Origin of the sequence: Mucilaginibacter galii (assembly GCF_014635825.1) — a bacterium.
GTDB classification, from domain to species: Bacteria; Bacteroidota; Bacteroidia; order Sphingobacteriales; family Sphingobacteriaceae; genus Mucilaginibacter; species Mucilaginibacter galii.
This window is the reverse complement of record NZ_BMDO01000013.1, coordinates 70,671-95,376: the sequence shown is the minus strand read 5'-3', so window position 1 is coordinate 95,376 and position 24,706 is coordinate 70,671. Positions and strand designations below refer to the sequence as shown.

25 protein-coding genes are annotated in these 24,706 nt (G+C 44.3%); 10 read left to right on the top strand and 15 right to left on the bottom strand.

From position 1 onward, the window contains the following. Positions 1–27 precede the first annotated feature (27 nt). The gene (locus tag IEV61_RS18760) at positions 28–579 is read right to left on the bottom strand and encodes a nuclear transport factor 2 family protein (RefSeq protein WP_188418592.1); all 552 of its coding nucleotides are present in this window, start codon (positions 577–579) and stop codon (positions 28–30) included. A 232-nt stretch (positions 580–811) separates the two neighbouring features. Between IEV61_RS18760 and IEV61_RS18755 the strand changes: the two genes are divergently transcribed. Further along, entirely contained in the window at positions 812–3,526 is a 2,715-nt protein-coding gene (locus IEV61_RS18755; RefSeq protein ID WP_188418591.1) for a DNA gyrase/topoisomerase IV subunit A, read from the top strand. 267 nt (positions 3,527–3,793) lie between these two features. Here the strand turns inward: IEV61_RS18755 and IEV61_RS18750 are convergent, their stop codons facing one another. From IEV61_RS18750 to IEV61_RS18735, 4 genes are all read right to left on the bottom strand, one after another. After that, positions 3,794–4,135: a hypothetical protein gene (locus tag IEV61_RS18750; protein WP_188418590.1), complete on the bottom strand. Its 342-nt coding sequence runs from the start codon at positions 4,133–4,135 to the stop codon at positions 3,794–3,796. 82 nt (positions 4,136–4,217) lie between these two features. Next, positions 4,218–5,084 carry an aldose 1-epimerase family protein gene (locus IEV61_RS18745; protein ID WP_188418589.1) on the bottom strand — a complete coding sequence of 289 codons (867 nt, stop codon included), beginning with the start codon at positions 5,082–5,084 and terminating at the stop codon, positions 4,218–4,220. A gap of 31 nt (positions 5,085–5,115) precedes the next feature. After that, the gene (locus IEV61_RS18740) at positions 5,116–7,551 is read right to left on the bottom strand and encodes a bifunctional YncE family protein/alkaline phosphatase family protein (RefSeq protein WP_188418588.1); all 2,436 of its coding nucleotides are present in this window, start codon (positions 7,549–7,551) and stop codon (positions 5,116–5,118) included. A 67-nt stretch (positions 7,552–7,618) separates the two neighbouring features. Beyond that, a complete protein-coding gene (locus IEV61_RS18735; protein ID WP_188418587.1) occupies positions 7,619–8,425 on the bottom strand; it encodes a 5'-nucleotidase, lipoprotein e(P4) family in 807 nt (268 codons plus the stop codon). Between IEV61_RS18735 and IEV61_RS18730 the strand changes: the two genes are divergently transcribed. Then, positions 8,424–8,585: a hypothetical protein gene (locus tag IEV61_RS18730; RefSeq protein WP_188418586.1), complete on the top strand. Its 162-nt coding sequence runs from the start codon at positions 8,424–8,426 to the stop codon at positions 8,583–8,585. The genes IEV61_RS18735 and IEV61_RS18730 overlap by 2 nt on opposite strands. Before the next feature lie 71 nt (positions 8,586–8,656). Here IEV61_RS18730 and IEV61_RS18725 read toward each other — a convergent pair whose 3' ends face one another. Then, complete coding sequence (locus tag IEV61_RS18725) at positions 8,657–9,700, bottom strand: NAD(P)-dependent alcohol dehydrogenase (protein ID WP_188418585.1); 1,044 nt, start codon at positions 9,698–9,700, stop codon at positions 8,657–8,659. 421 nt (positions 9,701–10,121) lie between these two features. Here IEV61_RS18725 and IEV61_RS20625 point away from each other — a divergent pair, with 421 nt between their 5' ends. Next, positions 10,122–10,730: a hypothetical protein gene (locus tag IEV61_RS20625; RefSeq protein ID WP_229747212.1), complete on the top strand. Its 609-nt coding sequence runs from the start codon at positions 10,122–10,124 to the stop codon at positions 10,728–10,730. 58 nt (positions 10,731–10,788) lie between these two features. Here IEV61_RS20625 and IEV61_RS18715 read toward each other — a convergent pair whose 3' ends face one another. Further along, positions 10,789–11,334, bottom strand: a complete 546-nt coding sequence (locus tag IEV61_RS18715; RefSeq protein WP_188418584.1) for an REP-associated tyrosine transposase — start codon at positions 11,332–11,334, stop codon at positions 10,789–10,791. Positions 11,335–11,472: 138 nt separating this feature from the next. Further along, on the bottom strand, positions 11,473–11,775 hold the full coding sequence (locus IEV61_RS18710; RefSeq protein ID WP_229747211.1) for a transposase: 303 nt from the start codon (positions 11,773–11,775) through the stop codon (positions 11,473–11,475). Between the two features lie 390 nt (positions 11,776–12,165). Here IEV61_RS18710 and IEV61_RS18705 point away from each other — a divergent pair, with 390 nt between their 5' ends. Further along, on the top strand, positions 12,166–12,777 hold the full coding sequence (locus IEV61_RS18705; protein ID WP_188418583.1) for a hypothetical protein: 612 nt from the start codon (positions 12,166–12,168) through the stop codon (positions 12,775–12,777). Between the two features lie 66 nt (positions 12,778–12,843). Here the strand turns inward: IEV61_RS18705 and IEV61_RS18700 are convergent, their stop codons facing one another. Next, the gene (locus IEV61_RS18700; RefSeq protein WP_188418582.1) at positions 12,844–15,192 is read right to left on the bottom strand and encodes a M1 family metallopeptidase; all 2,349 of its coding nucleotides are present in this window, start codon (positions 15,190–15,192) and stop codon (positions 12,844–12,846) included. Then, positions 15,189–15,779, bottom strand: coding sequence for a HupE/UreJ family protein (locus IEV61_RS18695; RefSeq protein WP_188418581.1), 591 nt, complete (start codon positions 15,777–15,779; stop codon positions 15,189–15,191). Before IEV61_RS18695 ends, IEV61_RS18700 begins: the two co-directional genes overlap by 4 nt. Positions 15,780–15,845: 66 nt before the next feature. On the opposite strand from IEV61_RS18695, the gene IEV61_RS18690 reads away from it, so the two are divergent. Then, entirely contained in the window at positions 15,846–16,322 is a 477-nt protein-coding gene (locus IEV61_RS18690; protein WP_229747210.1) for a DUF6702 family protein, read from the top strand. Positions 16,323–16,359: 37 nt separating this feature from the next. Beyond that, on the top strand, positions 16,360–16,803 hold the full coding sequence (locus IEV61_RS18685) for a PH domain-containing protein (protein ID WP_188418580.1): 444 nt from the start codon (positions 16,360–16,362) through the stop codon (positions 16,801–16,803). Positions 16,804–16,810: 7 nt separating this feature from the next. Here the strand turns inward: IEV61_RS18685 and IEV61_RS18680 are convergent, their stop codons facing one another. Continuing rightward, the gene (locus tag IEV61_RS18680; protein WP_188418579.1) at positions 16,811–17,044 is read right to left on the bottom strand and encodes a hypothetical protein; all 234 of its coding nucleotides are present in this window, start codon (positions 17,042–17,044) and stop codon (positions 16,811–16,813) included. Positions 17,045–17,339: 295 nt separating this feature from the next. Between IEV61_RS18680 and IEV61_RS18675 the strand changes: the two genes are divergently transcribed. Further along, positions 17,340–18,197 (top strand): OmpA/MotB family protein, encoded by an 858-nt coding sequence (locus tag IEV61_RS18675; RefSeq protein WP_188418578.1) that lies wholly within the window; start codon positions 17,340–17,342, stop codon positions 18,195–18,197. 323 nt (positions 18,198–18,520) lie between these two features. Here the strand turns inward: IEV61_RS18675 and IEV61_RS18670 are convergent, their stop codons facing one another. The 4 genes from IEV61_RS18670 to IEV61_RS18655 form a co-directional block, all read right to left on the bottom strand. Further along, positions 18,521–19,567, bottom strand: a complete 1,047-nt coding sequence (locus tag IEV61_RS18670) for a hypothetical protein (RefSeq protein WP_188418577.1) — start codon at positions 19,565–19,567, stop codon at positions 18,521–18,523. Between the two features lie 129 nt (positions 19,568–19,696). After that, on the bottom strand, positions 19,697–20,578 hold the full coding sequence (locus tag IEV61_RS18665; RefSeq protein WP_188418576.1) for a class I SAM-dependent methyltransferase: 882 nt from the start codon (positions 20,576–20,578) through the stop codon (positions 19,697–19,699). A 196-nt stretch (positions 20,579–20,774) separates the two neighbouring features. Continuing rightward, complete coding sequence (locus IEV61_RS18660) at positions 20,775–21,527, bottom strand: ABC transporter ATP-binding protein (RefSeq protein WP_188418575.1); 753 nt, start codon at positions 21,525–21,527, stop codon at positions 20,775–20,777. Further along, complete coding sequence (locus tag IEV61_RS18655) at positions 21,524–22,255, bottom strand: MlaE family ABC transporter permease (RefSeq protein WP_188418574.1); 732 nt, start codon at positions 22,253–22,255, stop codon at positions 21,524–21,526. Before IEV61_RS18655 ends, IEV61_RS18660 begins: the two co-directional genes overlap by 4 nt. An 82-nt stretch (positions 22,256–22,337) precedes the next feature. Here IEV61_RS18655 and IEV61_RS18650 point away from each other — a divergent pair, with 82 nt between their 5' ends. From IEV61_RS18650 to IEV61_RS18640, 3 genes are read left to right on the top strand one after another with little or no spacing between them, the layout of a single operon-like run. Then, positions 22,338–23,042 carry an SDR family oxidoreductase gene (locus IEV61_RS18650; RefSeq protein WP_188418573.1) on the top strand — a complete coding sequence of 235 codons (705 nt, stop codon included), beginning with the start codon at positions 22,338–22,340 and terminating at the stop codon, positions 23,040–23,042. A 30-nt stretch (positions 23,043–23,072) separates the two neighbouring features. Further along, positions 23,073–23,543: a PspC domain-containing protein gene (locus IEV61_RS18645; RefSeq protein WP_188418572.1), complete on the top strand. Its 471-nt coding sequence runs from the start codon at positions 23,073–23,075 to the stop codon at positions 23,541–23,543. Positions 23,544–23,546: 3 nt separating this feature from the next. Beyond that, a complete protein-coding gene (locus IEV61_RS18640) occupies positions 23,547–24,524 on the top strand; it encodes a toast rack family protein (protein WP_188418571.1) in 978 nt (325 codons plus the stop codon). Positions 24,525–24,706 lie beyond the last annotated feature (182 nt).

Sequence of the window (24,706 nt, the reverse complement as noted above, 5' to 3'; positions counted from 1 at the left end):
AGGGGAGGACTTTTAAAGCTATATAATTTACTCCCTTCCCTTCGGGGCGGGCCGGGGCGGGGTTTTATACCTCCTCATATAATCGTAACAAACTACAATTTTGCCGTCTTTAAAGCGGGCATCGTCTACCATGTCGGCCGAGTCGGGCTGGCCTTGTTGGTTTATCCAATATTGGGTATACCAGGTGGTCACACGTTCGTGCTCATGGTCTTTACTGATGACCGATTTGCAGTCTTTCACTTCAATGCGTAAATTTTTTAGGGCTTTTAAGGCTTCTTTAATGGCAAACATAAACTCGTGCCTGCCACCTTTATAAAATCCGCCGTCGTAGTAAACGGTCAGGCTATCGGCCACGCACTTACGCAGCAGTGCTGTATCGCCGGTTTCGTAAGCTTTAAGCGCGTTCATGGCCACCATCACGTTTTGATGATCGGGGTTCGTTATCCACCCGTCAGATTGCTTAATGGCATAAGCATAATGAGCATCACCTTTGAGGGTGGGCGGGCTTAAGTGTGCAGGCCTATTTTGACAGGCATGCAACAACAAAGCCACCCATATAAAAAAGTAAATTTTTTTCATGGCAACTGGTTAGTATAATTAAAACCCCGGTAAATGGGTGCAGGTTTACAACGAACTGTAAATCAATGAAAAAAATATGAAAATAAATAATATATTCATCCCGCAGGTAATAGAGCGCCAACCTTAATTTAGGTAATTTACCTTGTTTTTAGTATATTTGACTAATATTTTTAGCATTCCAAATAATTGTATTTCCCATTAAAAAGAGCTGTGTCTTTTTAAAAGAATTTATATGTCAGAGAATTCAGATCCTAACGAACAGTTACACAATATTATTCCGCTGGATGGCTTGTACGAAAACTGGTTTTTAGACTATGCCTCCTATGTAATTTTAGACCGTGCTGTTCCGCATATTTACGATGGTTTAAAGCCGGTACAACGCCGTATCCTGCATTCATTAAAGGAGATGGACGATGGACGCTTCAATAAGGCGGCCAACGTTATAGGTAACACCATGAAGTATCACCCCCATGGTGATGCTTCTATTGGCGATGCCATGGTACAGATAGGGCAAAAGAATTTATTGATTGATTGCCAGGGTAACTGGGGCGACCCTATTACCGGCGACTCGGCCGCAGCGCCGCGTTATATTGAAGCCCGCTTAACCAAGTTTGCGCTCGAGGTTGTATTTAACCCCGATACCACCGAGTGGCAGGCCAGTTATGACGGCCGTAACCGCGAGCCTATTACGCTGCCTGTAAAATTCCCGCTGTTGTTGGCGCAGGGTGCCGATGGTATTGCCGTGGGTTTGGCTACCAAAATTATGCCCCACAACTTTAACGAGTTGCTGGATGCGAGTATTGAAGTGTTAAAGGGTGTTCGGCCTAACCTTATGCCCGATTTCCCTACCGGGGGTATGGCCGATGCCACCAACTATAACGAAGGGCAGCGCGGCGGAAAGATCCGTGTGCGTGCCAAAATTATAGAGCGCGATAAGAAAACGCTTACCATTACCGAGGTGCCTTTTACCACCACTACCGGCGGATTGATAGACAGTATTATTGCCGCTAATGATAAGGGCAAGATCAAGATCAAAAAAATTGAAGATAATACCGCCCGGGATGTAGAAATTGTAGTGCATTTAGCGCCCGGTATATCGCCCGATGTTACCATTGATGCGCTGTATGCCTTTACCGATTGCGAAGTATCTATATCGCCCAATACGTGTATCATTTTAGATGATAAGCCGCACTTTTTAAGTGTGAACGATATTTTGGAGCAAAGCGTTGCGCATACCAAGCACCTGCTTAAACGCGAGCTGGAGATACGCCTGGCCGAGTTGAAGGAGAAGATCTTTTTCAGTTCCCTGCTCAAAATATTTATCCAGGAAGGGATGTACAAGCACCCCGACTACGAAACCTCGGGTAATTTTGACGTGGTGGTTGAAGTGCTGAACCGTTTGTTTGCACCCTTTTTACCCCAGTTTTACCGCGCCATACTGCCCGAAGATTATAAGAAGCTTATTGACAAACCCATGAGCAGCATTACCCGCTTCGACGTGAAGAAAGCGGATGAGCAGATGAAGACCTTGGAGAATGAGATCAAAGAGGTTAATCATCATCTTAGGCACCTGAACGATTATGCCATTGCCTGGTTTGTTAAATTGAAGGAGAAGTACGGCAAAGGTCGCGAGCGTAAAACAGAATTGCGCACCTTTGATAGGGTAGAAGCAGCGCAAGTGGCACTGGCCAACGTAAAATTATATGTGAACCGCGAGGATGGCTTTATTGGTGCCGGTTTAAAGAAAGATGAGTATGTATGCGACTGCTCGGATATTGACGAGATCATCGTGTTCCGTAACGATGGCCGCTGCCTCATTACCAAGGTGCAGGATAAGGTTTTTGTGGGTAAGGATATTATCCACGTGGCGGTATTTAAAAAGGGCGATGAGCGTACTGTGTACAACCTGTTGTACAAGGATGGCGAAAGCGGCACCATCTACATCAAGCGCTTTTCTGTGGTAGGTGTAACCCGTGATAAGGAATACGATTTGACCAAGGGCACCAAAGGCTCTAAAGTGCTTTACTTTTCTGCCAACCCTAACGGTGAGGCCGAGGTGGTGAATATCCAGTTGAAGCCACACTCTAAATTGAAAAAACTTCAGTTTGACCAGGACTTTGCCGAAATAGCCATTAAGGGCCGAAGCTCTATGGGTAACCAGGTAACCAAATACCCGGTTAAAAAAATACTGCTCAAAACCAAAGGAGTGTCTACCCTGGCAGGCCGCAAAATATGGTTTGATGATAATTTAAAGCGCCTCAACGCCGATAGCCGCGGCCGTTACTTAGGTGAGTTTGATGGTGAGGATAAGATCCTGACCGTGTTAGCGAACGGTACTTACGAACTCACCAGCTTTGATTTGAACAATCACTTTGATGATAAGATGCAGCTGATTGAAAAGTACGATGCCGAGAAAGTATTTGCCGTAGTGCATTACGATGGTAAATCGAAAAATTACCTGGTGAAACGTTTCGTGTTCGAAAATACGCCTGTGGGTAAGCAAAGCAGCTTTATTAGCGAAGAGCCGGGTTCAAAGCTCGTGCTGATCTCGAGTGCCGCGCAGCCTATTGTTAAGGTAGAGCAACTGAAAGGTAAAACGCAGGTGCAGGAACTGGTTGAACTCAACCTGACCGACCTTATAGATGTAAAAGGCATGAAGGCCATGGGTAACCGCCTCTCGGCCCACCCGGTGCAAACGGTTCAACTCATAGCCGAGCACGACGATGCCGAAGACGTACCAGACCCGGCTCCCGATTCGGTAGCCGATACCCAGGTGATAGCGGACGTAACCGAAGAAAAAGAGATTCCCGATGTGAGCCCCGAAAAGGCCGCCAGGATCATCGAGATGGAAATAACTAATCCGGAAGACGTAGATATAACAAAACCACTAAAAAAGAACGACGACGACGATATTGATCTAAGTAAAGGTCAGTTAGGCCTGTTTTAAACAACAAAAGGAGCCCACGAGGCTCCTTTTGTTGTTTAATTAACTATGCATGTATAATTCCCTCCCCCCGGGAGGGTTAGGGAGGGGTCTAATAAAGTAGTAAGTTGAAATTTTCCAAAGATGCAACACGAAGCTCCTTCCATCCAACAACCAGCCGCACTCCTCCCTATTATGGAATTAATAATAATTCCAATTAGTTAAGCACAATTAATTCCACAAAAAAAGGGACCTCATTTGAGGCCCCTTTTTTTATAGTATGTGGTTTGATTATAAAATCAGGATCAATACTAAAATGATGATGATGATAGCACCTACCGAAAGGTAAACACCACCGCCTGTTGCAGCTGCATTAGCTTCTTTTTTCAGGTCTTTCAACTCAGCTCTTAACTCTTTGCGTTCTGCTTTGGTTAAGTCTGATTTGTCCATAGATCTGATCTCTTCCACACGGGTTTTGATCTCTTCTACACGAGCATTTCTTTCTTCAGCAGTTTTAGTAGCGTAGTACTCTTTGTAGTTTACACCGCCATCGTTAGTAGTTGCTGCATTAGATGTAAAAGCAACAAAGCTCAACATCAGGGTTGTCATTAGTAGATAAATTTTCTTTTTCATGGGATTGTAGATTAATTTACGATATACACATTACATTATTTTGACATATAATGTTTCAAAAAAAATCATTTCCCCGTTTTTTTTAAATACTAATGAAGTACGATGCCTCAAACACATGCCCTTTGTCCAATTTTTGAATGGCCGGTTTGTTACTGATATCAGTTGATGCACCGGCAGCATCGGCATAGCCTAACCATGGCTCAATGCATACAAAGTCGGCGCCGGGCTTGGCCCAAATACCTAAATGCTTGAAGTGTGGATATTCAATGCTTAAAGTATTTTCATGCTTTGTAGACTTGATAGTCACCATTTTCGATTGAATATTTTTAAATACCAATGCATCGGCATCGAACAAATGGCGGGTTAAAAATAAACTTTTACCATTAAGCGCAACCGGGTGCGTTTCGCCGCTAAAATAGCCGTCTTTGTTAAGCAGGTGGGTTTCCAGGTTTTCGTTAACCTCAAATTCAAGGTAGTAGTCTTCGTAACTATCATTCTTGCCAAAGGGAATATTAAAAGCCGGGTGACCGCCTACCGAAAAGTAGATAGCCTTGTTATCAAGGTTAATAACTTTGTAAGTAACCCGCAGGGCATTGTCTATCAAATCATATAATACCTGTAAAGCAAACTGGTAAGGGTATACAGCCTGCGTTTCTTCAGTAGCTGCAAGTTGGAATACGGCATGTTTTTCTTTTGCTTCGGCTACCTCAAATTCCGACTGGCGGGCAAAACCATGGCGGGGTAGGTGGTAAGTTTGGGCGTCTACGTGTAGTTCGTTATTTACTAAACCGCCTACAATAGGGAATAGGTTGGGGGCATGCCAGGGCCAAATGTTTTCATCGGCTTGCCACATGTGCTCTGTTTGTGTGGCTTTGTTAAATAGGGAACTAAGCTGTGCGCCTTTAGGGCTTATTGCCACTTTAAGGTAGTCGTTTTCAATAATGGTCATAGCAGATGCGTGTTTCGGCTAAAATAATGATTTAATCATCATCATCGTCGCGTTTCTTTTTAGCTTCTAGTATAACAAAGGCACTGCGTTTTGGTGCTGGCATAATCGAATTTTCTCCTTTTACAGATTTCCAAACTACTTCGTTCAGCTCCAGATCGGGTATGGCATCTTCTTTGGCAAAGTTGAACAGCTCCGACCGGCGGCTGCTTTCATTAACTGCCACATTGCGTTGCTCGAGGTTGACTTGCGCAGGTTTGGCATTGTAAGGTGTAAAATTTGGCTTATCGGTAAAGCAATCATATAACGGGATAGCAGCAGCATCGTACTGGCTCATGGGCGGTAGGCCCAAAATAAGCTCCATGGTACGTAGTACGCCCGAGGTGGAATACATGTTATTGATCACTGCATTGCGCTTTACATAAGGACCCGCAACAAACACTGGCGACCGGTGCGCATCCACATGGTCGGGGCCGTTTTGGGCATCGTCTTCCAGAACGAACACTACCGACTCTTTCCAGATGGGGCTGTGCGACAGGTGTTCGATAAATAAGCCTACACCCTGGTCATTATCGGCCACGGCCGCAATAGGCGAAAGCTTACCTTTTTTTTGTCCGCTGGTATGGTCGTTAGAAATACGGATGGTATTAAAGCGCGGCACGGCGTTAATAGCCAGCAGCGAGTCGAAATCTTTGGCCCAGGTTTGCTCGCGGTAAACATCCTTAATATCCATATCAAAACCCGGGGAATGAGGAGCCACATGCCCTTCCAACGTTTTAATATTGGCCTTGCCCATGGCGCCAAATTCGCCGTAAGTGCGGTAGGTTAGGCCTGCACGTTTGCAATAATCCCATATAAAACCATCGCGTGGGTGAGCCACCTTGCGCGAGCCTTCAAAATCGTAAGTACCGCCACGGTTACCGTAGCTGGTAGGCCAGTTCTTCTCCACAAAATCGGTTGCGTAGGCTGCGGTGCTCCAGTTATGACCATCGGCGCTTACCTCGGCATCAACATAAAAATTGTCGAGCAGTACAAAGTCATTTGCAATGGCATGCAGGTTTGGCGTCACCTTTTTGCCGAAGATGCAAAGCGAGGTATCGCCGTTACCTTGCGGCAAATCACCCAAAACCTGGTCATAAGTACGGTTTTCCTTAATAATGTAGAACACATATTTCATGGGCGATTTATCGCCCGTTTTATGCGGAATAGGGTTGCCTGCCGTTACCACAGGTTTATTTTCCTTATTGTTGAACGGCGTATTAGCGTAAACCTGTTTGGTATAAGCTTTCAATTGATCGGGGCTGGGCTGTGCAATGAACGACAGCGTGCCTTTAAATAAGCCGCCAATATATTGCTCACGGCTGTTGATGGAACCCACATGGTGGCCGCTGTTGTCTAACTTGCTCAAAGGCTGCGGACCGTTAGGGTTAGCCATAGAGGCAAAGCCTTTACCATTAGCCACCAATAATTTACTACCCAGAATTTTTAGGTTGGTTGGATACCAGCCAACCGGGATAAAGCCGCGGCTTTGGCTGCTGCCCGGTTTGCTTACATTAAAAACGGCAACACAGTTATTGTCGGCATTGGCAATGTAAAGTGTTTTGTTATTGGCAGATAGGGCCAGTCCGTTGGTGGTAGAACCGGTTAAGCGTGTAGGGTATAAGGAGGCCGAAATGGTTTCGATCACCTTATTGGTTTGGGTCTTGATGACCGACACACTGTTATCATTAGCATTGGCAGCATAGAGTAGTGTATTCTTCTTATTCAGCAATAATTCGTTGGGATGGCTGCCGGTGGTAATGCTTTTAATAATGCGTTGCGTGGCCGTATCAAATACCACAACCTTATCGGCTCCCCATAATGAAATGTAAAGCAAGTTATCGTTAGGCGATAGGATGCAGCTATAGCTTTCGGCAGGTAATTTTATTTTATTGCTAATTTTTCCTGTTTGTGGGTTCAGGATGTACAGGCAACTGTCTTCCTTGGTTACCGTATAAAGCTGCGTGTTGGCTTTGTTAACCGCTATACCGGCTGGGCCAACCTTGTTAGGCCAGGGCTTGCCTAAACGCAATGTATCGGGCTTGCCCAGTTTATTGTTACTGATGTTGAAACGGTAGATCCAGTTATCGTTACCGCCAGAGGCATACAAATACTTTTCATCATGGCTGAACGCCAGGCCGTACCATGATTTGGCCAGTACGCACTGGTCTAACTGCTGCTCAGTTTTAGGGTCTATCAGCTGTACTGACTGCGTGCTTTGGCCGTTATTGGTAGCCGCCAGCAAACGGCCCGACGCGGAGAGTTGAATGTTTAAAGGAAGATCGCCCAAGGGTAAGGAGCGCCCCGCCGGGCTTAGTTTCCAACCATTAGGCAACAATACTTGCCCGGTGGGCATTTTGCCCGGAACCTGGGCACTGGCATTGATATATGTTAAAGAGCAACTTAAAGCTATGAAGAACAATTTTTTCATCTTAGCTCAAAACTACTTCAAAGCGCGTTGAAAATGCCTCGCTTAATCAAAACTTAACAATATGTTATTATTTAGAAAACCTGAGGTTGGCTTTAATAACAGAATCTTTTTGAGCCGGAGTTAGTTTGTAATTAAACTTGAATAAAGACCCTTCCCAGTCGCCATAGGATGGATTGGGTAACACAATGTATTTACTGCCAAATTGTGAGGTAAGGCGTGTGGTTACACTGTTACGGCTGCTTTCGGTAGGGTGATTGTCGTACAGCTTGTCAAAATCGGCCAGGTTATCGCCGCATAGGAGAGCGATGTTATATTGATTAAGCACCTGCAAGCGGCGGCTTTCTTTGCTCGAACTGCCCGATTTTAGCATCAAATGAGCATTATCGGCATTGGGCATATTGTAGCGTTGCAGGTTTTTCAAAGTGCCGGGGCGCTCGTCTTCATCGCGGTTGGTAATGTAGAATACGGTTACACCCTTGCTTGCTGCATATTTGAAAAAATTGGGTGCGCCGGCAACGGTATCGCACTCGGCTTTAGCGGTCCACTGTTTCCAGGTAGCCAGGTCATATTCCCGGTTGTTAATGGCTCGCTGTACATCATATGGGCTGTTGTCTAAAATGGTTTCGTCAATATCGCTTACCACGGCCAGGGGTTTGCCGCCGGTTTGTTTCAAGGCTTCATCTAACCGCAATTTGGCCAAGTTGTAAGCCTGAAAACATAAAGCCCTGTACTCTGCCGAACGCTGCTGCCACAACGACGCCCATACCTTGCCATTATTAACCGTAGAGGTGCTGCCTGTTTGAGAAACTTTTTTGGTGGTACTGCAAGCCGTAAGCAAAGCAATACAGAGTAATAAACCGGTATGTTGTTTCATGATGCTCGAAAATGATTTTGCTGCCACCAAAGCTACTAAACTCTGTATAAACATAAAAACGCCGGTTGTTTTAACCACGGCTTCAATATCGGCTAATGGCTCACATGTCTCCGGCTTAAGTAACCAGGTATGGGTAATTGACTACAGTAGTTATTACTGAGCGATCTGTTTAAAAGTAAAGCCTCCGGGCATAACACTCGGAGGCTTTAATATAAATAGCGGTATCTATTTTTACAAAGTAGCCATATCAATTACAAAGCGGTAATGAACATCGCCTGCTAAGGTGCGTTCGTAAGCCTCGTTGATCTGGTCAATGTTGATCACTTCTACATCCGAAGTAATGTTGTGTTCGGCGCAGTAATCCAGCATTTCCTGGGTTTCTTTAATACCACCCACTAATGATCCTACCAAGCTGCGGCGACCCATTATAAATGGAAATGCGCCAACCGGGGTAGGCTCTGGTGGAGCACCCAGCAATACCATTACACCATCTGTATTTAACAGGGCCAGGTACTCGTTATAATCGTGTGGGGCCGATACGGTATCAATAATGAAATTGAAACTATTGGCCAGTTCTTTCATCGTATCAGGATTGGTAGTCAGCGCAAAATGGTGTGCGCCTAATTCGTTGGCATCCTTTTCTTTTTTAGGCGAACGGCTTAACATGGTAACTTCGGCACCCATAGATGCTGCCAGTTTAACGGCCATGTGGCCTAAGCCGCCTAAACCTACTACGGCTACCTTATCGCCCGCTTTAACACCCCAGTGGCGCAAAGGCGAGTAGGTGGTAATACCTGCACACAGTAAAGGCGCTACTTTTTCTAAAGGCAACTTATCACTAACCGATAATACGAAGTGTTGCGTTACCACAATATGGCTTGAGTAACCGCCCAGTGTGGTGTATTGCTTATCCTGGCTTAAAGAGTTATAGGTTTGCGTATGGCCATTTTCGCAGTATTGCTCCAAATCCTGCTCGCAGTTGCTGCAGTGCATACACGAGTCTACAAAGCAACCCACACCTACGGTATCGCCTTCTTTAAATTTGGTTACGTTGGAGCCCACACGGGTTACCTTGCCTACAATTTCATGGCCGGGAACAGATGGGTAAACGGTGCCGCCCCATTCGTTACGGGCGGTATGAATATCGGAGTGGCAAACACCACAAAACAGGATTTTGATCTCCACATCATCAACACCCGGTTCGCGGCGGTCAAATGTATATGGAGCAAGAGGTTGGTCTGCAGCTTGTGCAGCATAGGCTTTTACTGATGTCATTTTTATTTTTATTGAAGTTTGTGCAAAGATGGTTACGTACTTTATAAGTTTTGCTTCAAGAGTGTAATAATGACAATTGCCTTATTGTTTGCCAACTTACTTAAATGTTGCAACATTAATTATGGTGCCATTTATGTTACATCATATTTCTTACCCAATTGCCGTACATCGCTATCTTAAATTTAATTAAACCCAGCGCTTTATTTACAGTCAAAATGTATATCATAACGCGCTAAAACCGCTTTATGATAAGTTAAATGCCGAGGAAATAGATTTTTTTGCTGATGCTGCCCGTCACTCGTGACGGGCTTTTTTTATTTAAGCCCGCTCATGTAGCTTCTTCAAAATTTCTGCTTGCAGTTAATTGCTAAAACTCCTATGTTTAGTACGATTTGAATACCTTAAATTTTAGCATAGCTGCATGAAACACGTTATACCCTTCCAAAACAGCCACGACGCGGTAACTACTTTAGATAACGGCGGGCGGTTTTACAATTTGTTTAGCGAAGCTAACAACGGTCAGATCTCTACACAGGAAGTGGCCAGGGTGGCCGGTTTATTTACAGATAAGCAAAAGATCGTTCTATACTTCGCCATCTCTATTGGCAGGCTCAAGGCGCCTTTTCAGGATATTGTTAAATCGGCTTTTACCGAAATTATGAAACAGGCTTATGAGAGATATAAGCCACAAGAGTTGCCTGCATCTGTAGCGCTAACCCAGGGTGTAATATCTTCCAACGCCATTATTACCGGTATCCCTAAAATGGTAGAATCGAAGCGCGATTTTAAAGGGTTTATTTTTGTTCCACCCGGTGTAATGATACCTATTATTGACCGGTACGACATTTACGAAATGCGCGACCATGAACACGCCGAACCGCTATTGATTGCCCATGCCCGCGGCCCACAAAAGTTACCCGAAGAAATGATCAGGGTGGCAGGCGTACTTAAAGAAATTAAACTGAAGGTGGACGGGGTAGAAACGAAGAAGATGTTTTTAGAGGCATTATATTATGCGGATGGGGATTGATGGAGGTTTGAAGTAGCGCTTTGTGCTGGCGCACGCGTGTCGCGTGTGCCTTAAGAGCTTACAAGTATTCAATCGAAACTAATCCTTTACCGCCGGCATAATCAATAGCACTTGAGTATTTCCAATGTTCCGGCTCATTTACAAATCCAGCTTCCACGGGGTTATTGTGGATATAATCTGCTTTTTGTTCAATTACTTCAGCACTCCACAATTCTATAGGTTTATTATGATGCTGCCAAAACTGGTTTGTTTTAACGTTACTACTCTTGGCCGCCGCCCGTTTAAACATCCATAACATCCACTCTTTGCGCGATTCCTGAACATTCGATTCTATGCTTTTAATGAGTTGTTTGGCTGTATGTTCTTTAAACCGGCCTAAAATAATTTCAGGATTGTTGTCTTTGGCTTTGTAAATTAAATGAACGTGATTGGTCATGATGCACCAGCAGTAAACTTCCATACCTAAATTGCTTTTGCAATAATTCATGCTATCTACAATAATTTCGTTATACAGCGGACGAGTAAATACATCTATCCAATATATCGTGGCAAAGCTTGCAAAATATAGACCTTCTTTATTGTGGAACTTGTACTTACGGCTCATTATTAATTGTTGCACTAATATATAATATCCGATTGAATATGGCACACGCGACACGCGTGCGCCAGCACAGGGGGTCTCTCGTAGAGGACCCTGCGATGCTGTTTATGCAGAATGAGTCACTTGGTTACGCAGGGTCCTCTACGAGAGACCCTGCGAAGACGGAAATTCTATAGGTTTATTATGATGCTGCCAAAACTGGTTTGTTTTAACGTTACTACTCTTGGCCGCCGCCCGTTTAAACATCCATAACATCCACTCTTTGCGCGATTCCTGAACATTCGATTCTATACTTTTAATGAGTTGTTTGGCTGTATGTTCTTTAAACCGGCCTAAAATAATTTCAGGATTGTTGTCTTTAGCTTTGTAAATTAAATGAACGTGATTGGTCATGATGCACCAGCAGTAAACTTCCATACCTAAATTGCTTTTGCAATAATTCATGCTATCTACAATAATTTCGTTATACAGCGGACGAGTAAATACATCTATCCAATATACCGTGGCAAAGCTTGCAAATATAGACCCTCTTTATTGTGGAACTTGTACTTACGGCTCATTATTAATTGTTGCACTAATATATAATATCCGATTGAATATGGCACACCCGACACGCGTGCGCAAGCATGTATTAGTTTTTTTATCGCTGGCGCACGCGTGTGCTTTGGTAAGTGATGTACAGCTAATTACTTGTATGATTGTATAGGCACACGCGACACGCGTGCGCCAGCACAGGGGGAAAATTACGATAGTTTAGGATTTAATTTAATCTATATGATATTATTTAATAAATAGAAGTTAAATTTATGACTTAAACAAATTATAGTTTATATTATGAAAAAACATTTTAACTTATTAGTATCAGTTTTTGCAGCATCTTTATGTTTGCTTTGGAGTTGCCAAAAATCATCGGAATTAACACAGTCTTCGGAACAGGAAAAAGTGCTAAAATCTCTCGCTGTTAAATCCACGCCAACACCTCAAATAGGCACAAATTGTAGTGTTTGTCAAACCACTCCGCCAACCGCGTATACAGGGCTAAGCAATGCTGAAATAGATCTGTTTCCAGCATTAGGCACAGATACTACAGCATATAGTAAAGGAATGCTTCAAGGATACAAAGATGTGGTAGAGTTTGGTGATGATTATCCAATAGTGCCACTTCAATGTAGTGGTTCACAATTGATTAGCTTAGAAATTACAGGTAGTAGTACAGATGGATATGGTATAAGTGCGGTTTTTGCTGTAGCTAATTGTACCGGAACTACATGGGGAGATGTAAAGTGTCAATTAACAAATGCTTGTGCCCCTAAATCATTTAGAGAGCAGTTGTTTTTCAATAAACAATACACGGGATCACGTACACTTAAACAACAGGCTTTCGATCAAGGCCGCTACATGGGATTTTATAATGCTATAACCAAACAGCCAATTGCTGGCGCATAAAAAAGTATATCTAATGTAGAATGAAAGTTAATTTACCAAAAAAAGCCGGTCTCCCGGCTTTTCTCATTATGGATTCGTCTTCTTCGCATCCTGCATAGGGTTACCGCCTGTGCTGGCTCCCCGTATGGTGTTCTGCTGTTTAAACAGCTCGAAACGGGTGGGGGTGTATTGTTGCGGCCAGCTGTTGTTGCCTTCGTTAATGTCGGCAGTTTCGCGGTAGGGGTCAAGTTTTATGCTTTTCACCTCTTTGGTTTTGGCAAATACCTTGGTTACGTTAAACTCATTGTGGCGCCATATATAGGCCGATATCTTTTCTAATTCCTTGCTGCCATCGGCGTAGTTCCATTCGATGAACAGGGGCATAGGCAAGCCGCCTTTGTTGCTGAAATTCACCTCGTAAAAGTAGCTTTGGTTAGTGTACAGCTTTTTCTCTTCGGGGCTAAGGGCATCGTACATGGCTTTGTAGCTTTGCTCGGTTACGGGCGTGGCGGCAAAGCGGTCGTACTTGCTGTAAAAATCCTGCAGGGAGGTATCGGCTTCTACGGCAAAACGGGTGCCTGCAGCTTTGTTGCGGGTGGTGCTAATGTTGGTCAAGTTACGATCAAACTGGGCACGGTCAAAGCTGCTTTCTACCTGCGGGTTTTTGGTGTTGAGGCGATAAAACTTTACGCTGTCTATCGAGATATCAACCGGGTCGGTGCCGTAGAACCAACCGCGCCAGTACCAGTCTAAATCCACCGCCGAGGCATCTTCCATGGTGCGGAAAAAGTCGGTTGGGGTGGGGTGCTTAAAGGCCCAGCGTTTAGCGTAAGTTTTAAAGGCATAGTCGAACAGTTCGCGGCCCATTACGGTTTCGCGCAGTATATTTAAAGCCGTAGCCGGTTTGGCATAAGCATTAGGCCCAAAGCGTTGAATGTTCTCGGAGTTGGTCATGATAGGCTCCAGCTCATCTTTAGGCAGCTTCATGTAATCTACAATTTTATAAGCCGGACCACGGTTGCTCGGGAAATTAGGGTCCCATTCCTGCTCGGTTAAATACTGGCAAAAAGTGTTCAGCCCTTCGTCCATCCAGGTCCACTGGCGCTCATCCGAGTTCACGATCATTGGGAAAAAGTTGTGACCCACCTCGTGGATAATTACACCGATCATGCCGTTCTTGGTAGCTTCACTATAAGTGCCATCTTTTTCAGCGCGGCCATAGTTAAAGCAAATCATGGGGTACTCCATACCGTTGCTGGCCTCAACCGAGGTAGCGCAGGGGTAAGGGTAAGGGATAGTGTATTTAGAATACGTTTTAACCGTATGCGCTACTACCTTGGTGCTGTAACGACGGTAAAGCGGGTAAGCCTCGGGCCCGTAAACCGACATGGCCATTACCTTGCGGCCGCCATCAATTTGCGCAGCCATGGCATCCCACACCACCCGGCGCGATGATACCCAGGCAAAATCCCTTACGTTTTCGGCGTGCCAGTTCCACACCTTGCGGGCGGTGGTGTGACCTTTTAGCGCGTTTTTAGCCTCGGCTAAATTAACTACCTCTACAGGTTCTTTAAACGAGTTTTGCGCCTGCTGCCAGCGTTTGTACTGGGCGGCAGTAAGTACCTGCGCATAGTTGGAGCATTGGCCGGTGCCATCCACTACGTGGTCGGCTGGTACATTTAGGGCTACCTTAAAATCGCCGAAGGCTAAAGCAAACTCACCACGGCCGGTAAACTGCTTGTTTTGCCAGCCCTGAAAATCGCTGTACACAGCCATGCGGGGATACCACTGCGCCATAGTGTACAGGTAATTTTTATCCTCGGGGAAGTATTCATAACCACCGCGGCCGCCAATGGTTAAACGATCTGATATGTTGTACCACCAGGCTATCTTGAAAACAAATTTTGCGCCCGGTGCAAGCGTTTGCGGCAGCTCAATACGCATCATGGTTTCGTTAATGGTATATTTTAAAGGGTTGCCTGCGGCATCTTTGGCGCTCACAATGTGGTTACCCAAATCGAGGTTGTGGCCCATAATAGACTGCAACTGGCGCAGGCTCATCTTATCCTGCATTTTACTGCCATCAAACTTGCTGCTTTCGGCGTCTTTTTTATGCTCGTTCTCGTCCAGCTGTAACCACAGGTAAGTTAGCGGGTCGGGCGAGTTATTGTAGTAGGTAATGGTTTCGGTACCGTCGAGGCGCTGCTTATCATCATCCAACTTGGCCACAATATCGTAATCGGCTTTTTGCTGCCAGTATTTGGGGCCGGGCGCGCCCGATGCCGAACGGTAGCTGTTAGGGTCGGCCAGGTAGGTGCTGCCCAGTTGTTCAAATTTATTGCCGTGGTTAGAGCCCGGGTTGTTTTGTATTTGCTGGGCTTGCAGGGCAGTAGAAAGCAAGAGCGAACCTGCCATTAAAAAGTACAGTTTTTTCATCGGAAATGAATTAGAGCAAAACGCTCGATACACATAATTAACGCTATGCCAAATATAGCAGATGACAGGAATAAAGTCCATTCCCGGCGCTGTATTTTAATGATATTGAGTAAAATAAATGATACCGTTAAGATGCTAAGTACAATAAGCACCTGCCCAAACTCCAGCCCTAAATTAAAGGCAAAAAGCTGCGCCGTAATGTTGGTGCTTTTGCCCAGCAGGCTTTTTAAATAGTTGGAGAACCCCAGCCCATGTATCAGCCCAAAGAATAGCGCCAGTATGTAGGTGGTACGTATAGTGCCCGGCGAGCGTTTTTTTTTCAAAATGTTGATCAAACTGGTAATCACGATGGTGACAGGGATCAAAAATTCGATGAGTGAGGTGTTAATGTGGATGAGATTGAGTGCGCTCAGTGCCAGCGTAATGGTGTGCCCTATGGTGAAAGCAGTAACCAGGATGAGTACTTTGCGCCAGTCGGTAAGCAGGTAAACACCGCAAAGGGCGGTTACGAACAAGATATGGTCGTACCCCTGCCAGTCGCAAATGTGCTGCCAGCCCAGTTCAAAATATAAAGGAAAGTCGTGCATCGGCTTTTAGTAAATAAACCGATAATAATAGTTTATTTTGCGTATATCTGAAAACTTGTATAGCGTATGTTACAATACCTGGTTGCGGCCTGCTTAAGTACATTTCACCCGTTTTATGTGAGCGTTACCGAAATTAACCATAACGCCAAAACGCAATCGGTAGAAATTAGCTGCCGCATGTTTTATGATGACCTGGAACACGTGCTCGAAAAGCAATACCGCACGCAGCTGGACATTGTTCACCCTAAAAACAAGGAACAGCTAAACCAATTCATTAATGATTATGTGCACCGGCACTTGTTAATTAAGGTGGATGGCAAACTGCTTAACCCGGCTTACGTTGGTTTTGAAATTCAGGAGGATGGTGCCTGGGCGTACCTGGAAGTAAAAGGCGTAACCAAAGCGCAAAAAATTGAAGTGCACGACGATCTGTTATTTACTGAACACCCCGAACAGATAAACATGCTGCATGTTACCGTGAACGGACAACGCAAAAGCACCAAGCTGGATAACCCGGATGCTAATGCCAGCTTTGCATTTTGATAAGAGACTGTTGCCAATTGCAACTTAAAGAATAGGTATGAAGTATCAATCAGACAGAAATATTCTTACCGGCGTAGTAGTTTGGGGAGCCATTGGAATGATCGTGTTTTGCGTTGTGAACATGGTCTGTACCGATATTAATACCTGGTGGCTAAGCGGTATTTTAGAAATAGTTGCCGGTTTACTGCTTTGGATGTGGCTGAGTACTTATTATAATATTACCGGCACTCAGCTTTACTACCGTTCGGGGCCGGTTAATGGGGTGATAGATATTAAGCAGATACACACTATCATTTCACATAAAAGTATGTATACTGGTTTAAAACCAGCGCTGGGCAGTAAAGGTTGCATCATTAAATACAACCAGTTTGACGAGATTTACCTGTCGCCCAAAGCACAGAAAGATTTTATAGCCCAACTGCTCACCATTAATCCGGCTATAAAAGTGGTGGCTACTCCGCCGCAGGAATTACAAAAATAAACCGAAATTATTGCAGGTCTTCGTCGGGCAGGTGATCGTCTTCTTCCGGGTCAGGCTCGCCTAAATCATCGTTAACACGTATTTCATGCAGGTCGTTCTCGTCTTCAGCTTCATCGTCGTAAGCTTCATCATCGTCATCGGCCAGGTCGGCATCCGAGTCATCATCAGGAGTACTGCTTGCCTGCAGGCTATAAGCCAGTATTTCCTGCCATTCGGTGGCTTGTTGTAGGGTAATCATCATCGTCTTGTGCTTTGCTTATATTTTTAACAGCAGGCTTTGCGTAAATGTTTAAAGTATTTGGAATGAATTGGCGTCATATAAGCCTTTCGCCTGACGTTATAAATCCGATGTCAATTTATCTTGCTGGATAGTGGGATGTATGCAGAAACTGTATTCGCCAAACTATTTACTTTAAAACTTGTTGCTATAAGTCATAAATAACATCGGCTTGATGCATTACCCTTAAAATTACTTACTTTGGGCCTATTCAAGCAATAAACGACCTTCATTTATACAATTAAAATTTTAGTCGATCATGAAAATTTCACTTATTCCCATAGCTTTAGCGGCTGTAGCTTTACTATCGCAGGGCTGTGTAAGTACCAAAAAGTACCAGTCGCTGCAAACCAATTATGACAGTTTGCAAAACAAGCAAAAAGATTTGAACATCAGGTTCTTAAACAGTCAGCAAGATCTGGCTTCGGCAAACGTTAGGGTAAAAAGTTTGGAAGAACAAATTGCCGCAGGCCGTTCAAACCTATCGGCATTACAGGCCGCTTTAGATAAGTGCTTAACTTCATCGGGCCAGGGTAATGTGAACATTTCTAAACTGGTAGATGAAATTAACTCCTCTAACAAATACATACAGCAACTGGTAAACAGCAAAAACAAGAGCGATTCGTTGAATATGGTGTTAACCAACAACCTTACCCGCTCGTTAAGTGCTGCCGAAAGTAAGGATGTAGATGTACAGGTGCTGAAAGGCGTGGTGTACATTTCCTTATCTGATAACATGCTGTACAAATCGGGCAGCTTTGAGGTGTCAGATAAATCGGCCGAGACATTGAGCAAGATTGCTAAGATCATAACCGACTACAAAGACTACGATGTGCTGATTGAAGGTAACACCGATAATGTGCCTATTTCGAAAGGTGCCATCCGTAATAACTGGGATTTAAGTGCCCTGCGTGCATCATCGGTTGTGCAGGCATTACAAAACACTTACCGTGTAGATCCTAAGCGTTTAACCGCAGGTGGCCGCGGCGAATATAACCCAATTGCCAGCAACGATAGCGAAGCAGGTAAAATGAAGAACCGCCGCACGCAAATTATCATTACTCCTAAATTGGATCAGTTTATGGACCTGATTGAAAAAGCACCGGAGAAGAAATAACCGGGTTTAAAATAAAACGAAAGCCGCCGCATTTATGTGGCGGCTTTTTTTGTAGGCGCTGCTTTTTGAAATGCTATGGTCTAACACAGTTTGTCATGCTGAGCTTGTCGAAGTATTTGCCGCTTTACTAAGTCTTCGACAAGCTCAGACTGACACGGTGCAATGTTTAAGGGTGACTATCATGACAACCTTGTTAAAGACTTAGCCGCTTCAAGTGTTCTATATCCCAGGCTAACGAATGCAGTATGATTGCAAAAGCGGTAAAAAAACAAAAGCCCGATGTTTCCATCGGGCTTTGTCACATCCAGCACTGTTGGTTTAAACTACTGGTATTGTATATAAATAGGTTGCGGTTTGTATTTTAACACTTCTTGCGGTGTTAACATATGGTGCGGTGCCTTTTTTAAATCGTTTTTGTAGAACAATTTAAAGCCGGTGAACTGTACAGGTTCAGGGAAAATATGATTGCGGTAAGTACCCAATTTCAAATCTGGTTCGCCCCAGCCATCCATGTCTATTACCACCTGCACCTCGGGGCGCAGTTTAATGTTTTTATAGTTGGTCACCATTTTACGGGTAAAGCGGTGCACAATTAAAATTTTAGGAGGCAGGTTGTTCTTCTTCACCAAATCGGCCAGGTATTTACTGGCAAAATTGATATCCTCGGCATCATAAGTTCCAATTTTACGGCCTGGTTTGCTGCCATCTTTCATCGAAAACTCAGGGTCCATACCAAAATGCACATTTGGCATCAGCAGGTATTTCTCCAGCAAAGGCAATTCAGATTGTATGTTGCTTAACGAAACCTGCACATCTAAAAATACCAGTGCGTTAATTTCTTTAGCCATAGAAAGCACACTGTCGATTTGCTTGAACGGCATACGGTAGCGGTATTTGCCGTCTTTACCGCCATCGCCTTGTGCTACTACGGCAATATAATGCAGCGCAGGTATTACAGGTATTTTAGCATCGGCTTTTTGCCAGCTTTTTACTTCGCCTTTTAACTTGGCCAGCATTTCTTTAGGTGGCAATTCACCTAAAATGCCCATCTTTTTACTGTAAAGGTTACCATAAAACGCAACAATACGGTTAAATGGTAATATAGCGCCATTTAACGGATAAGGCTGGTTTTTAACCGGCCAGCGGCCAGTAGTATCGCCATTGGCTAAATATTTATTTAAGCTGTCATATTTAGCTTTGTCAACAGGGGTAGAAGTGTTGGCAATTTTGATGGTATCTTCTGTAGCTGCTGCACCAGAAGCGGTTTTGGTGCCAGCTTTGCCGGCTTTACTATTTTCTGTGCAATTAGAAAGCAAAACAAGTGATGACAGGAGCAGCGAAGAAGAAAACAGTAGGGCTTTAAATTTCATAATGTAGATAGGTGCCTTAGCGGCAATGTAGCGTGTAGCGTAAAATATTTTAGCGTTAATAAAATTTTTTGCGTTGTAAAACGTTGTAAATATAATTAATACGCTAATTAGTTGTAGTTAAATTTAAACTTAAATTTTGTGGAACTTGCCAAAAACGCCTAAAGGTAACTTAGGTCCGGCGGTTGCCTGTAGGTATAGTTCTCCAATTTCAAGGTTCTCCACCTTAGGATAGGCGCTTTTAATCAAATTCTCCACAATGACCGAGGAGAAGCCCAGCGAGTAAGTATTCAGGATTAGAAAGTGCTCAGCGGGATCTAAAAGTTCTACCACATCGTTCATCATTTCGTTAATGTGGTCTTCCAGTTTCCATTTTTCGCCGTTAGGGCCATGTCCGTAAGCTGGTGGATCGAGGATGATGCCGTTGTACTTTTTACCGCGTTTAATTTCGCGCTTTACAAATTTGAGGGCATCTTCTACTACCCAGCGTATATCTTTCAGGTTAGAGATCTCCTGGTTCTCGTTAGCCCAGCTTACCACTTGCTTAATAGAATCTACGTGCGTGGTATCGGCACCGGCGCTCCGTGCTATGAGCGATGCGCCGCCGGTATAAGCAAACAAGTTAAGTACTTTAGGTTTGGGCGTTTTAAAACGTTTGATGTTTTCGGCAATATAATCCCAGTTTACGGCTTGCTCAGGGAAGACACCTAAGTGTTTAAATGAGGTAAGGGCCATGCGCAGCTTAATGGCAGCGTTCTCATTTTTATACTCGATATGCCAGCGGTCGGGTGTATTAGGGTTTTTCTTTACCCATTCGCCCGCGGTGGCCGAACGGCCTTTAAAGCGAATGTGGTGCAGCTTTTGCCACTCCGACTGAGGTAGCGTTTTACTCCATACCGCCTGCGGCTCGGGCCTGATGAGGATAACCTGCCCAAAGCGTTCCAGCTTTTCAAAATCGCCGCAATCTATCAGTTCGTAATCTTTCCAGTGCGATGGGGTGAGGAGTTGGATCATTTCTGTTGTCTGTTTTGAGTTGTCTGTTGTCAGATAACTGTATCCAGACTATGCAAAGGTAAAAAAAAGAAAACAATCACCCATAAGCAGAATTACTTAACAGGCAACAGGCAACAGGCAACAGGCAACAGGCAACAGGCAACAGGCAACAGGCAACAGGCAACAGGCAACAGGCAACAGGCAACAGGCAACAGACCTACAACTTATCCTTAGCCGCCTGTGTAAACTTACTGGCAAACACGAAGTCGTTTAGTTCCTGGTTATCGGTATGGGCAATGTCTTTATTGCTGCCTTCCCAGGCTTTTTTGCCCTGGTGTAAAAAGATGATGTGATCGCCAATCCCCATTACGGAGTTCATATCGTGGGTTACAATCACGGTGGTGATCTTATATTCCTGGGTTAACTCGTTAATCAGTTCATCAATCACAATGGAGGTTTTGGGATCCAAACCGGAGTTAGGCTCATCCACAAACAAATACTTAGGCTCCATGGCAATAGCGCGGGCAATACCTACCCGCTTTTTCATACCGCCCGAGAGCTCGGCCGGAAAAAGCTTGTTTTTATCTTTCAGGTTTACACGGCCAAGGCAAAAGTTAGCGCGGTCTTGCTTTTCGCTTTTACTCATTTCGCTGAATAGGTTAAGCGGGAACATGATGTTCTCTTCTACCGTCATGCTATCAAACAAGGCTGAGTTTTGGAACAGCATCCCAATTTCCTTGCGAATGGGTACCCGCTCTTCAAAACTCATACTGGTAAACTCCTGCCCGTCAAAATGTACGTTACCTTTGGTGGGTTCGTGTAAGCCTACGATACATTTAAGTAGGGTGGTTTTACCCGAGCCCGAGCCGCCAATGATCAGGTTGTTCTTACCCGATTCAAAAACAGCACTGATACCTTTGAGTACTTCGTTCTCGCCAAAAGTTTTATAAATGTCTTTAATCTCAATCATAACATCACGGAGGTAACTACCAAATCGGCAAATAAAATAAATATACAGCTGTAAACCACACCTGTAGTGGCCGATTGGCCTACTTCCAATGCACCACCGCTGGTATAAAAACCCTGGTAAGCACAAATAGAGGTAATAATAAAACCAAAGCAAAGTGCCTTAACTAATGCCACTTGTATAATCAAGGGGTTAAAACCATCGCGCAAACCCATGATATAATCTGAAGTTGGAATGCTGCCCGTGATAGCACAAGCCAAATAACCGCCCAAAATACCCAGCACCATAGAGTAAATAACCAGCAGAGGTACCATAACAATACCTGCTATAATTTTAGGTGCTATTAAATAGCCCGGGGCATTAACGCCCATAATTTCCAGCGCATCTATTTGCTCGGTTACACGCATGGTGCCAATTTGTGAGGCAATGCTCGAGCCAACACGCCCGGCTAATACCAGGGCCGATATGGTGGGGCTAAATTCCAGAATGGTAGAATCTCGCGCTATACTCCCGGCTGTACTTTTAGGCACCAGCGGACTGGCCAGCTGAAAAGCCACCTGTATGGTAGCCACCGCGCCTATAAACACCGAAATAATACTAATGATACCCATAGAGCCTACGCCAATGGAAACCATTTCGCGCATGACCTCGGCCCAGTAAACTTTAAATTTTTCGGGCTTGCGAAAGCTTAATTGTATAAGTAGGATGTATCTGCCTAAAGTATGAAACATGTTAACAGTTAAAATATTTGATAAAAATACATTTTTATGGTTATAGCTTTACAGCCTAACCGTATAAGAGTTACATTTAATTATGGAAAACGCCCTGATAACCGGAGCTACACAAGGCATAGGCCGCTCCGTTGCCGTTGCATTTGCTAAACAAGGAATAAGTATGGCAATTTGTTCGCGCAATGTAAAAGATTTAGCAGCATTAAAGCAAGAGCTGTTGGCTATTAATCCCAATATACAGGTATTTGCCCTGGCTGTTGATTGCAGCCGCAAAGATGAACTGCTTAACTACGCCCGGCAGGCGCAGCAGCAACTGGGTTTTATTAAGGTAGTAGTTAACAATGTGGGCATGTTTCAGCCGTCGAGTATTTTGGATGATGCCGATGATGCTTTTACCACCAACTTCAACACAAACCTGATGCCTGCTTATGAACTTTACCGCTTTTTTGGTAAAAGCATGATGGATGAGCGCGCAGGTCACTTTTTTAACATTTGTTCTATAGCCGCTAAAGAACCTGTTGTAAATGCAGGTATTTATAGTGTAACAAAAGCTGCGCTGTATAGTCTTACTCATATAATGAAACTTGAAATGCAGGCTTACAGCATAAAAGTAACAGCCGTACTGCCGGGTTCAACATTAACAGGTTCATGGGCAGGCACCGAGGTGCACCCCGACCGTTTTGTAATGCCCGATGATATTGCAGCCGCTATTTTAAACGCGTATAACATGAGCAAAGGCGCCAATGTTGATGAGATAATTATTAAGCCGGTTTTGGGTCAGTTATAAAAATAACATGAACCTCTAAAACTTAAAACGATGAACGAGAAGAAACTATACCGCGATGATCGCAATGCTACCATTGGCGGTGTGTGTAAAGGCCTGGCCGATTACTTTGATATAGATGTTACCATTGTAAGAGCATTGTTCTTACTGGCCCTGGTGTTAAAGGGCGGCGGTGTATTAATATACATTGTGCTAATGGTTGTAATGCCTAAAAAGCCTTGGGGCTTTGGTACGCCGGGTGTTGATTATACCATGCCGCCGCAAGGCCAGCCTGCCGATCCGTTTATTTATCAGCCTGCGCCACGCCGTAAAAGCAACTTTAGTGTAATAGCCGGTATGGTGCTCGTTTTTTTAGGCCTCATTTTATTGCTGGATGAATACAATGTGATACCCGACTGGGACTTTGAACACTTGTGGCCGGTGCCGCTGGTAGCCATAGGCCTTGTGCTCCTGTTTTCTTCCAATAAAAATAAAGCTTCAAACCCTCAACCTCCAATTGAATAAGTTATGAAAAACGACAGATTATTTTCAGGCCTGGTATTGGTAATTATCGGGACCGTGTTTTTACTCAATAATTTTGGTGTTATCGACTTTCATTGGGGCAACTTGTTTCGCCTTTGGCCCGTGTTTTTGGTGATAGGAGGTATAAACCTGCTGCTGGCCAACACCCGCACAGCCTGGGCAACGGCATTAAAGGTACTGGTTTTGGTAGCAGGCTTAGGCTTTATATTGTTTGCCAACATTAACCGTCGTGATGAAAGCGGTTCACGGTTCAATTTTAATTTTAACGATGACCGTAACGATGATGACGATGTTGATACCGCTTATACAGATGGTGATAGCAAAGGATCGAAGGGTATTAGCAGCGCTTACCAGCAAGCTTATACACCTGATGTAAAACGTGCAAGCCTGTTTATATCGGGCGGGGCAACTTCGTTCATTTTAAATAGTACAACCGATAGTCTTTTCAAAGCAAGCACGCGCGAAACATTTGGCAATTACTTTTTAACCATGAACAAGAGTGATTCTACGGCGTCGCTGGTGTTTAAGATGAAAGATCACAACAATAAATTTCATTGGGATAGCGACCGTAAAAACGAGGCTCGTATAAGCCTCAACACTTTGCCTGTATGGGATATTGATTTAAAAGGAGGGGCAGCCGAAATTAATTTCGACCTTACGCCTTTTAAAGTGAGCAAACTCGATATTAGCGGTGGTGCAACTTCAAGCAAAATTAAACTGGCCAATAATGTGCCGGTAACCGAGGTGTCGGTATCAACCGGTGCATCTGAGGTAGAAATTAGCATTCCTAAAAATGCAGCATGCGATATTACCGTACATTCGGGCCTGTCATCTAACGATTTTGAAGGCTTTACCAAAGTAAACGGCAGCCACTATACTACGCCCGGCTTTGATGGTGCCGCTAAGAAAATTTACATACGCCTCAAAGGTGGTGTGTCTGACTTTGAAGTAAAGAGATACTAACACCGTAGTGGATTATTCCTTGCGCGTCATTGCGAGCGATAGCGAGGCAATACCTGCGTAGAAAATAGTCCGCTACCTATCCGGCAGAGATTGCTTCGTATTCGCAATGACGGAATTTATATAGATTTAATAGTTCGAAAGCCCTCCCGCAACCGGGAGGGCTTTTAACGTTATTTAACAAC

Bases quoted from the DNA above. Each gene is read 5' to 3' on its own strand.
- IEV61_RS18760 (WP_188418592.1), bottom strand. From the start codon at position 579: ATGAAAAAAATTTACTTTTTTATATGGGTGGCTTTGTTGTTGCATGCC.
- IEV61_RS18755 (WP_188418591.1), top strand. From the start codon at position 812: ATGTCAGAGAATTCAGATCCTAACGAACAGTTACACAATATTATTCCG.
- IEV61_RS18750 (WP_188418590.1), bottom strand. From the start codon at position 4,135: ATGAAAAAGAAAATTTATCTACTAATGACAACCCTGATGTTGAGCTTT.
- IEV61_RS18745 (WP_188418589.1), bottom strand. From the start codon at position 5,084: ATGACCATTATTGAAAACGACTACCTTAAAGTGGCAATAAGCCCTAAA.
- IEV61_RS18740 (WP_188418588.1), bottom strand. From the start codon at position 7,551: ATGAAAAAATTGTTCTTCATAGCTTTAAGTTGCTCTTTAACATATATC.
- IEV61_RS18730 (WP_188418586.1), top strand. From the start codon at position 8,424: ATGATGCTCGAAAATGATTTTGCTGCCACCAAAGCTACTAAACTCTGT.
- IEV61_RS18735 (WP_188418587.1), bottom strand. From the start codon at position 8,425: ATGAAACAACATACCGGTTTATTACTCTGTATTGCTTTGCTTACGGCT.
- IEV61_RS18725 (WP_188418585.1), bottom strand. From the start codon at position 9,700: ATGACATCAGTAAAAGCCTATGCTGCACAAGCTGCAGACCAACCTCTT.
- IEV61_RS20625 (WP_229747212.1), top strand. From the start codon at position 10,122: ATGAAACACGTTATACCCTTCCAAAACAGCCACGACGCGGTAACTACT.
- IEV61_RS18715 (WP_188418584.1), bottom strand. From the start codon at position 11,334: ATGAGCCGTAAGTACAAGTTCCACAATAAAGAAGGTCTATATTTTGCA.
- IEV61_RS18710 (WP_229747211.1), bottom strand. From the start codon at position 11,775: ATGAATTATTGCAAAAGCAATTTAGGTATGGAAGTTTACTGCTGGTGC.
- IEV61_RS18705 (WP_188418583.1), top strand. From the start codon at position 12,166: ATGAAAAAACATTTTAACTTATTAGTATCAGTTTTTGCAGCATCTTTA.
- IEV61_RS18700 (WP_188418582.1), bottom strand. From the start codon at position 15,192: ATGAAAAAACTGTACTTTTTAATGGCAGGTTCGCTCTTGCTTTCTACT.
- IEV61_RS18695 (WP_188418581.1), bottom strand. From the start codon at position 15,779: ATGCACGACTTTCCTTTATATTTTGAACTGGGCTGGCAGCACATTTGC.
- IEV61_RS18690 (WP_229747210.1), top strand. From the start codon at position 15,846: ATGTTACAATACCTGGTTGCGGCCTGCTTAAGTACATTTCACCCGTTT.
- IEV61_RS18685 (WP_188418580.1), top strand. From the start codon at position 16,360: ATGAAGTATCAATCAGACAGAAATATTCTTACCGGCGTAGTAGTTTGG.
- IEV61_RS18680 (WP_188418579.1), bottom strand. From the start codon at position 17,044: ATGATGATTACCCTACAACAAGCCACCGAATGGCAGGAAATACTGGCT.
- IEV61_RS18675 (WP_188418578.1), top strand. From the start codon at position 17,340: ATGAAAATTTCACTTATTCCCATAGCTTTAGCGGCTGTAGCTTTACTA.
- IEV61_RS18670 (WP_188418577.1), bottom strand. From the start codon at position 19,567: ATGAAATTTAAAGCCCTACTGTTTTCTTCTTCGCTGCTCCTGTCATCA.
- IEV61_RS18665 (WP_188418576.1), bottom strand. From the start codon at position 20,578: ATGATCCAACTCCTCACCCCATCGCACTGGAAAGATTACGAACTGATA.
- IEV61_RS18660 (WP_188418575.1), bottom strand. From the start codon at position 21,527: ATGATTGAGATTAAAGACATTTATAAAACTTTTGGCGAGAACGAAGTA.
- IEV61_RS18655 (WP_188418574.1), bottom strand. From the start codon at position 22,255: ATGTTTCATACTTTAGGCAGATACATCCTACTTATACAATTAAGCTTT.
- IEV61_RS18650 (WP_188418573.1), top strand. From the start codon at position 22,338: ATGGAAAACGCCCTGATAACCGGAGCTACACAAGGCATAGGCCGCTCC.
- IEV61_RS18645 (WP_188418572.1), top strand. From the start codon at position 23,073: ATGAACGAGAAGAAACTATACCGCGATGATCGCAATGCTACCATTGGC.
- IEV61_RS18640 (WP_188418571.1), top strand. From the start codon at position 23,547: ATGAAAAACGACAGATTATTTTCAGGCCTGGTATTGGTAATTATCGGG.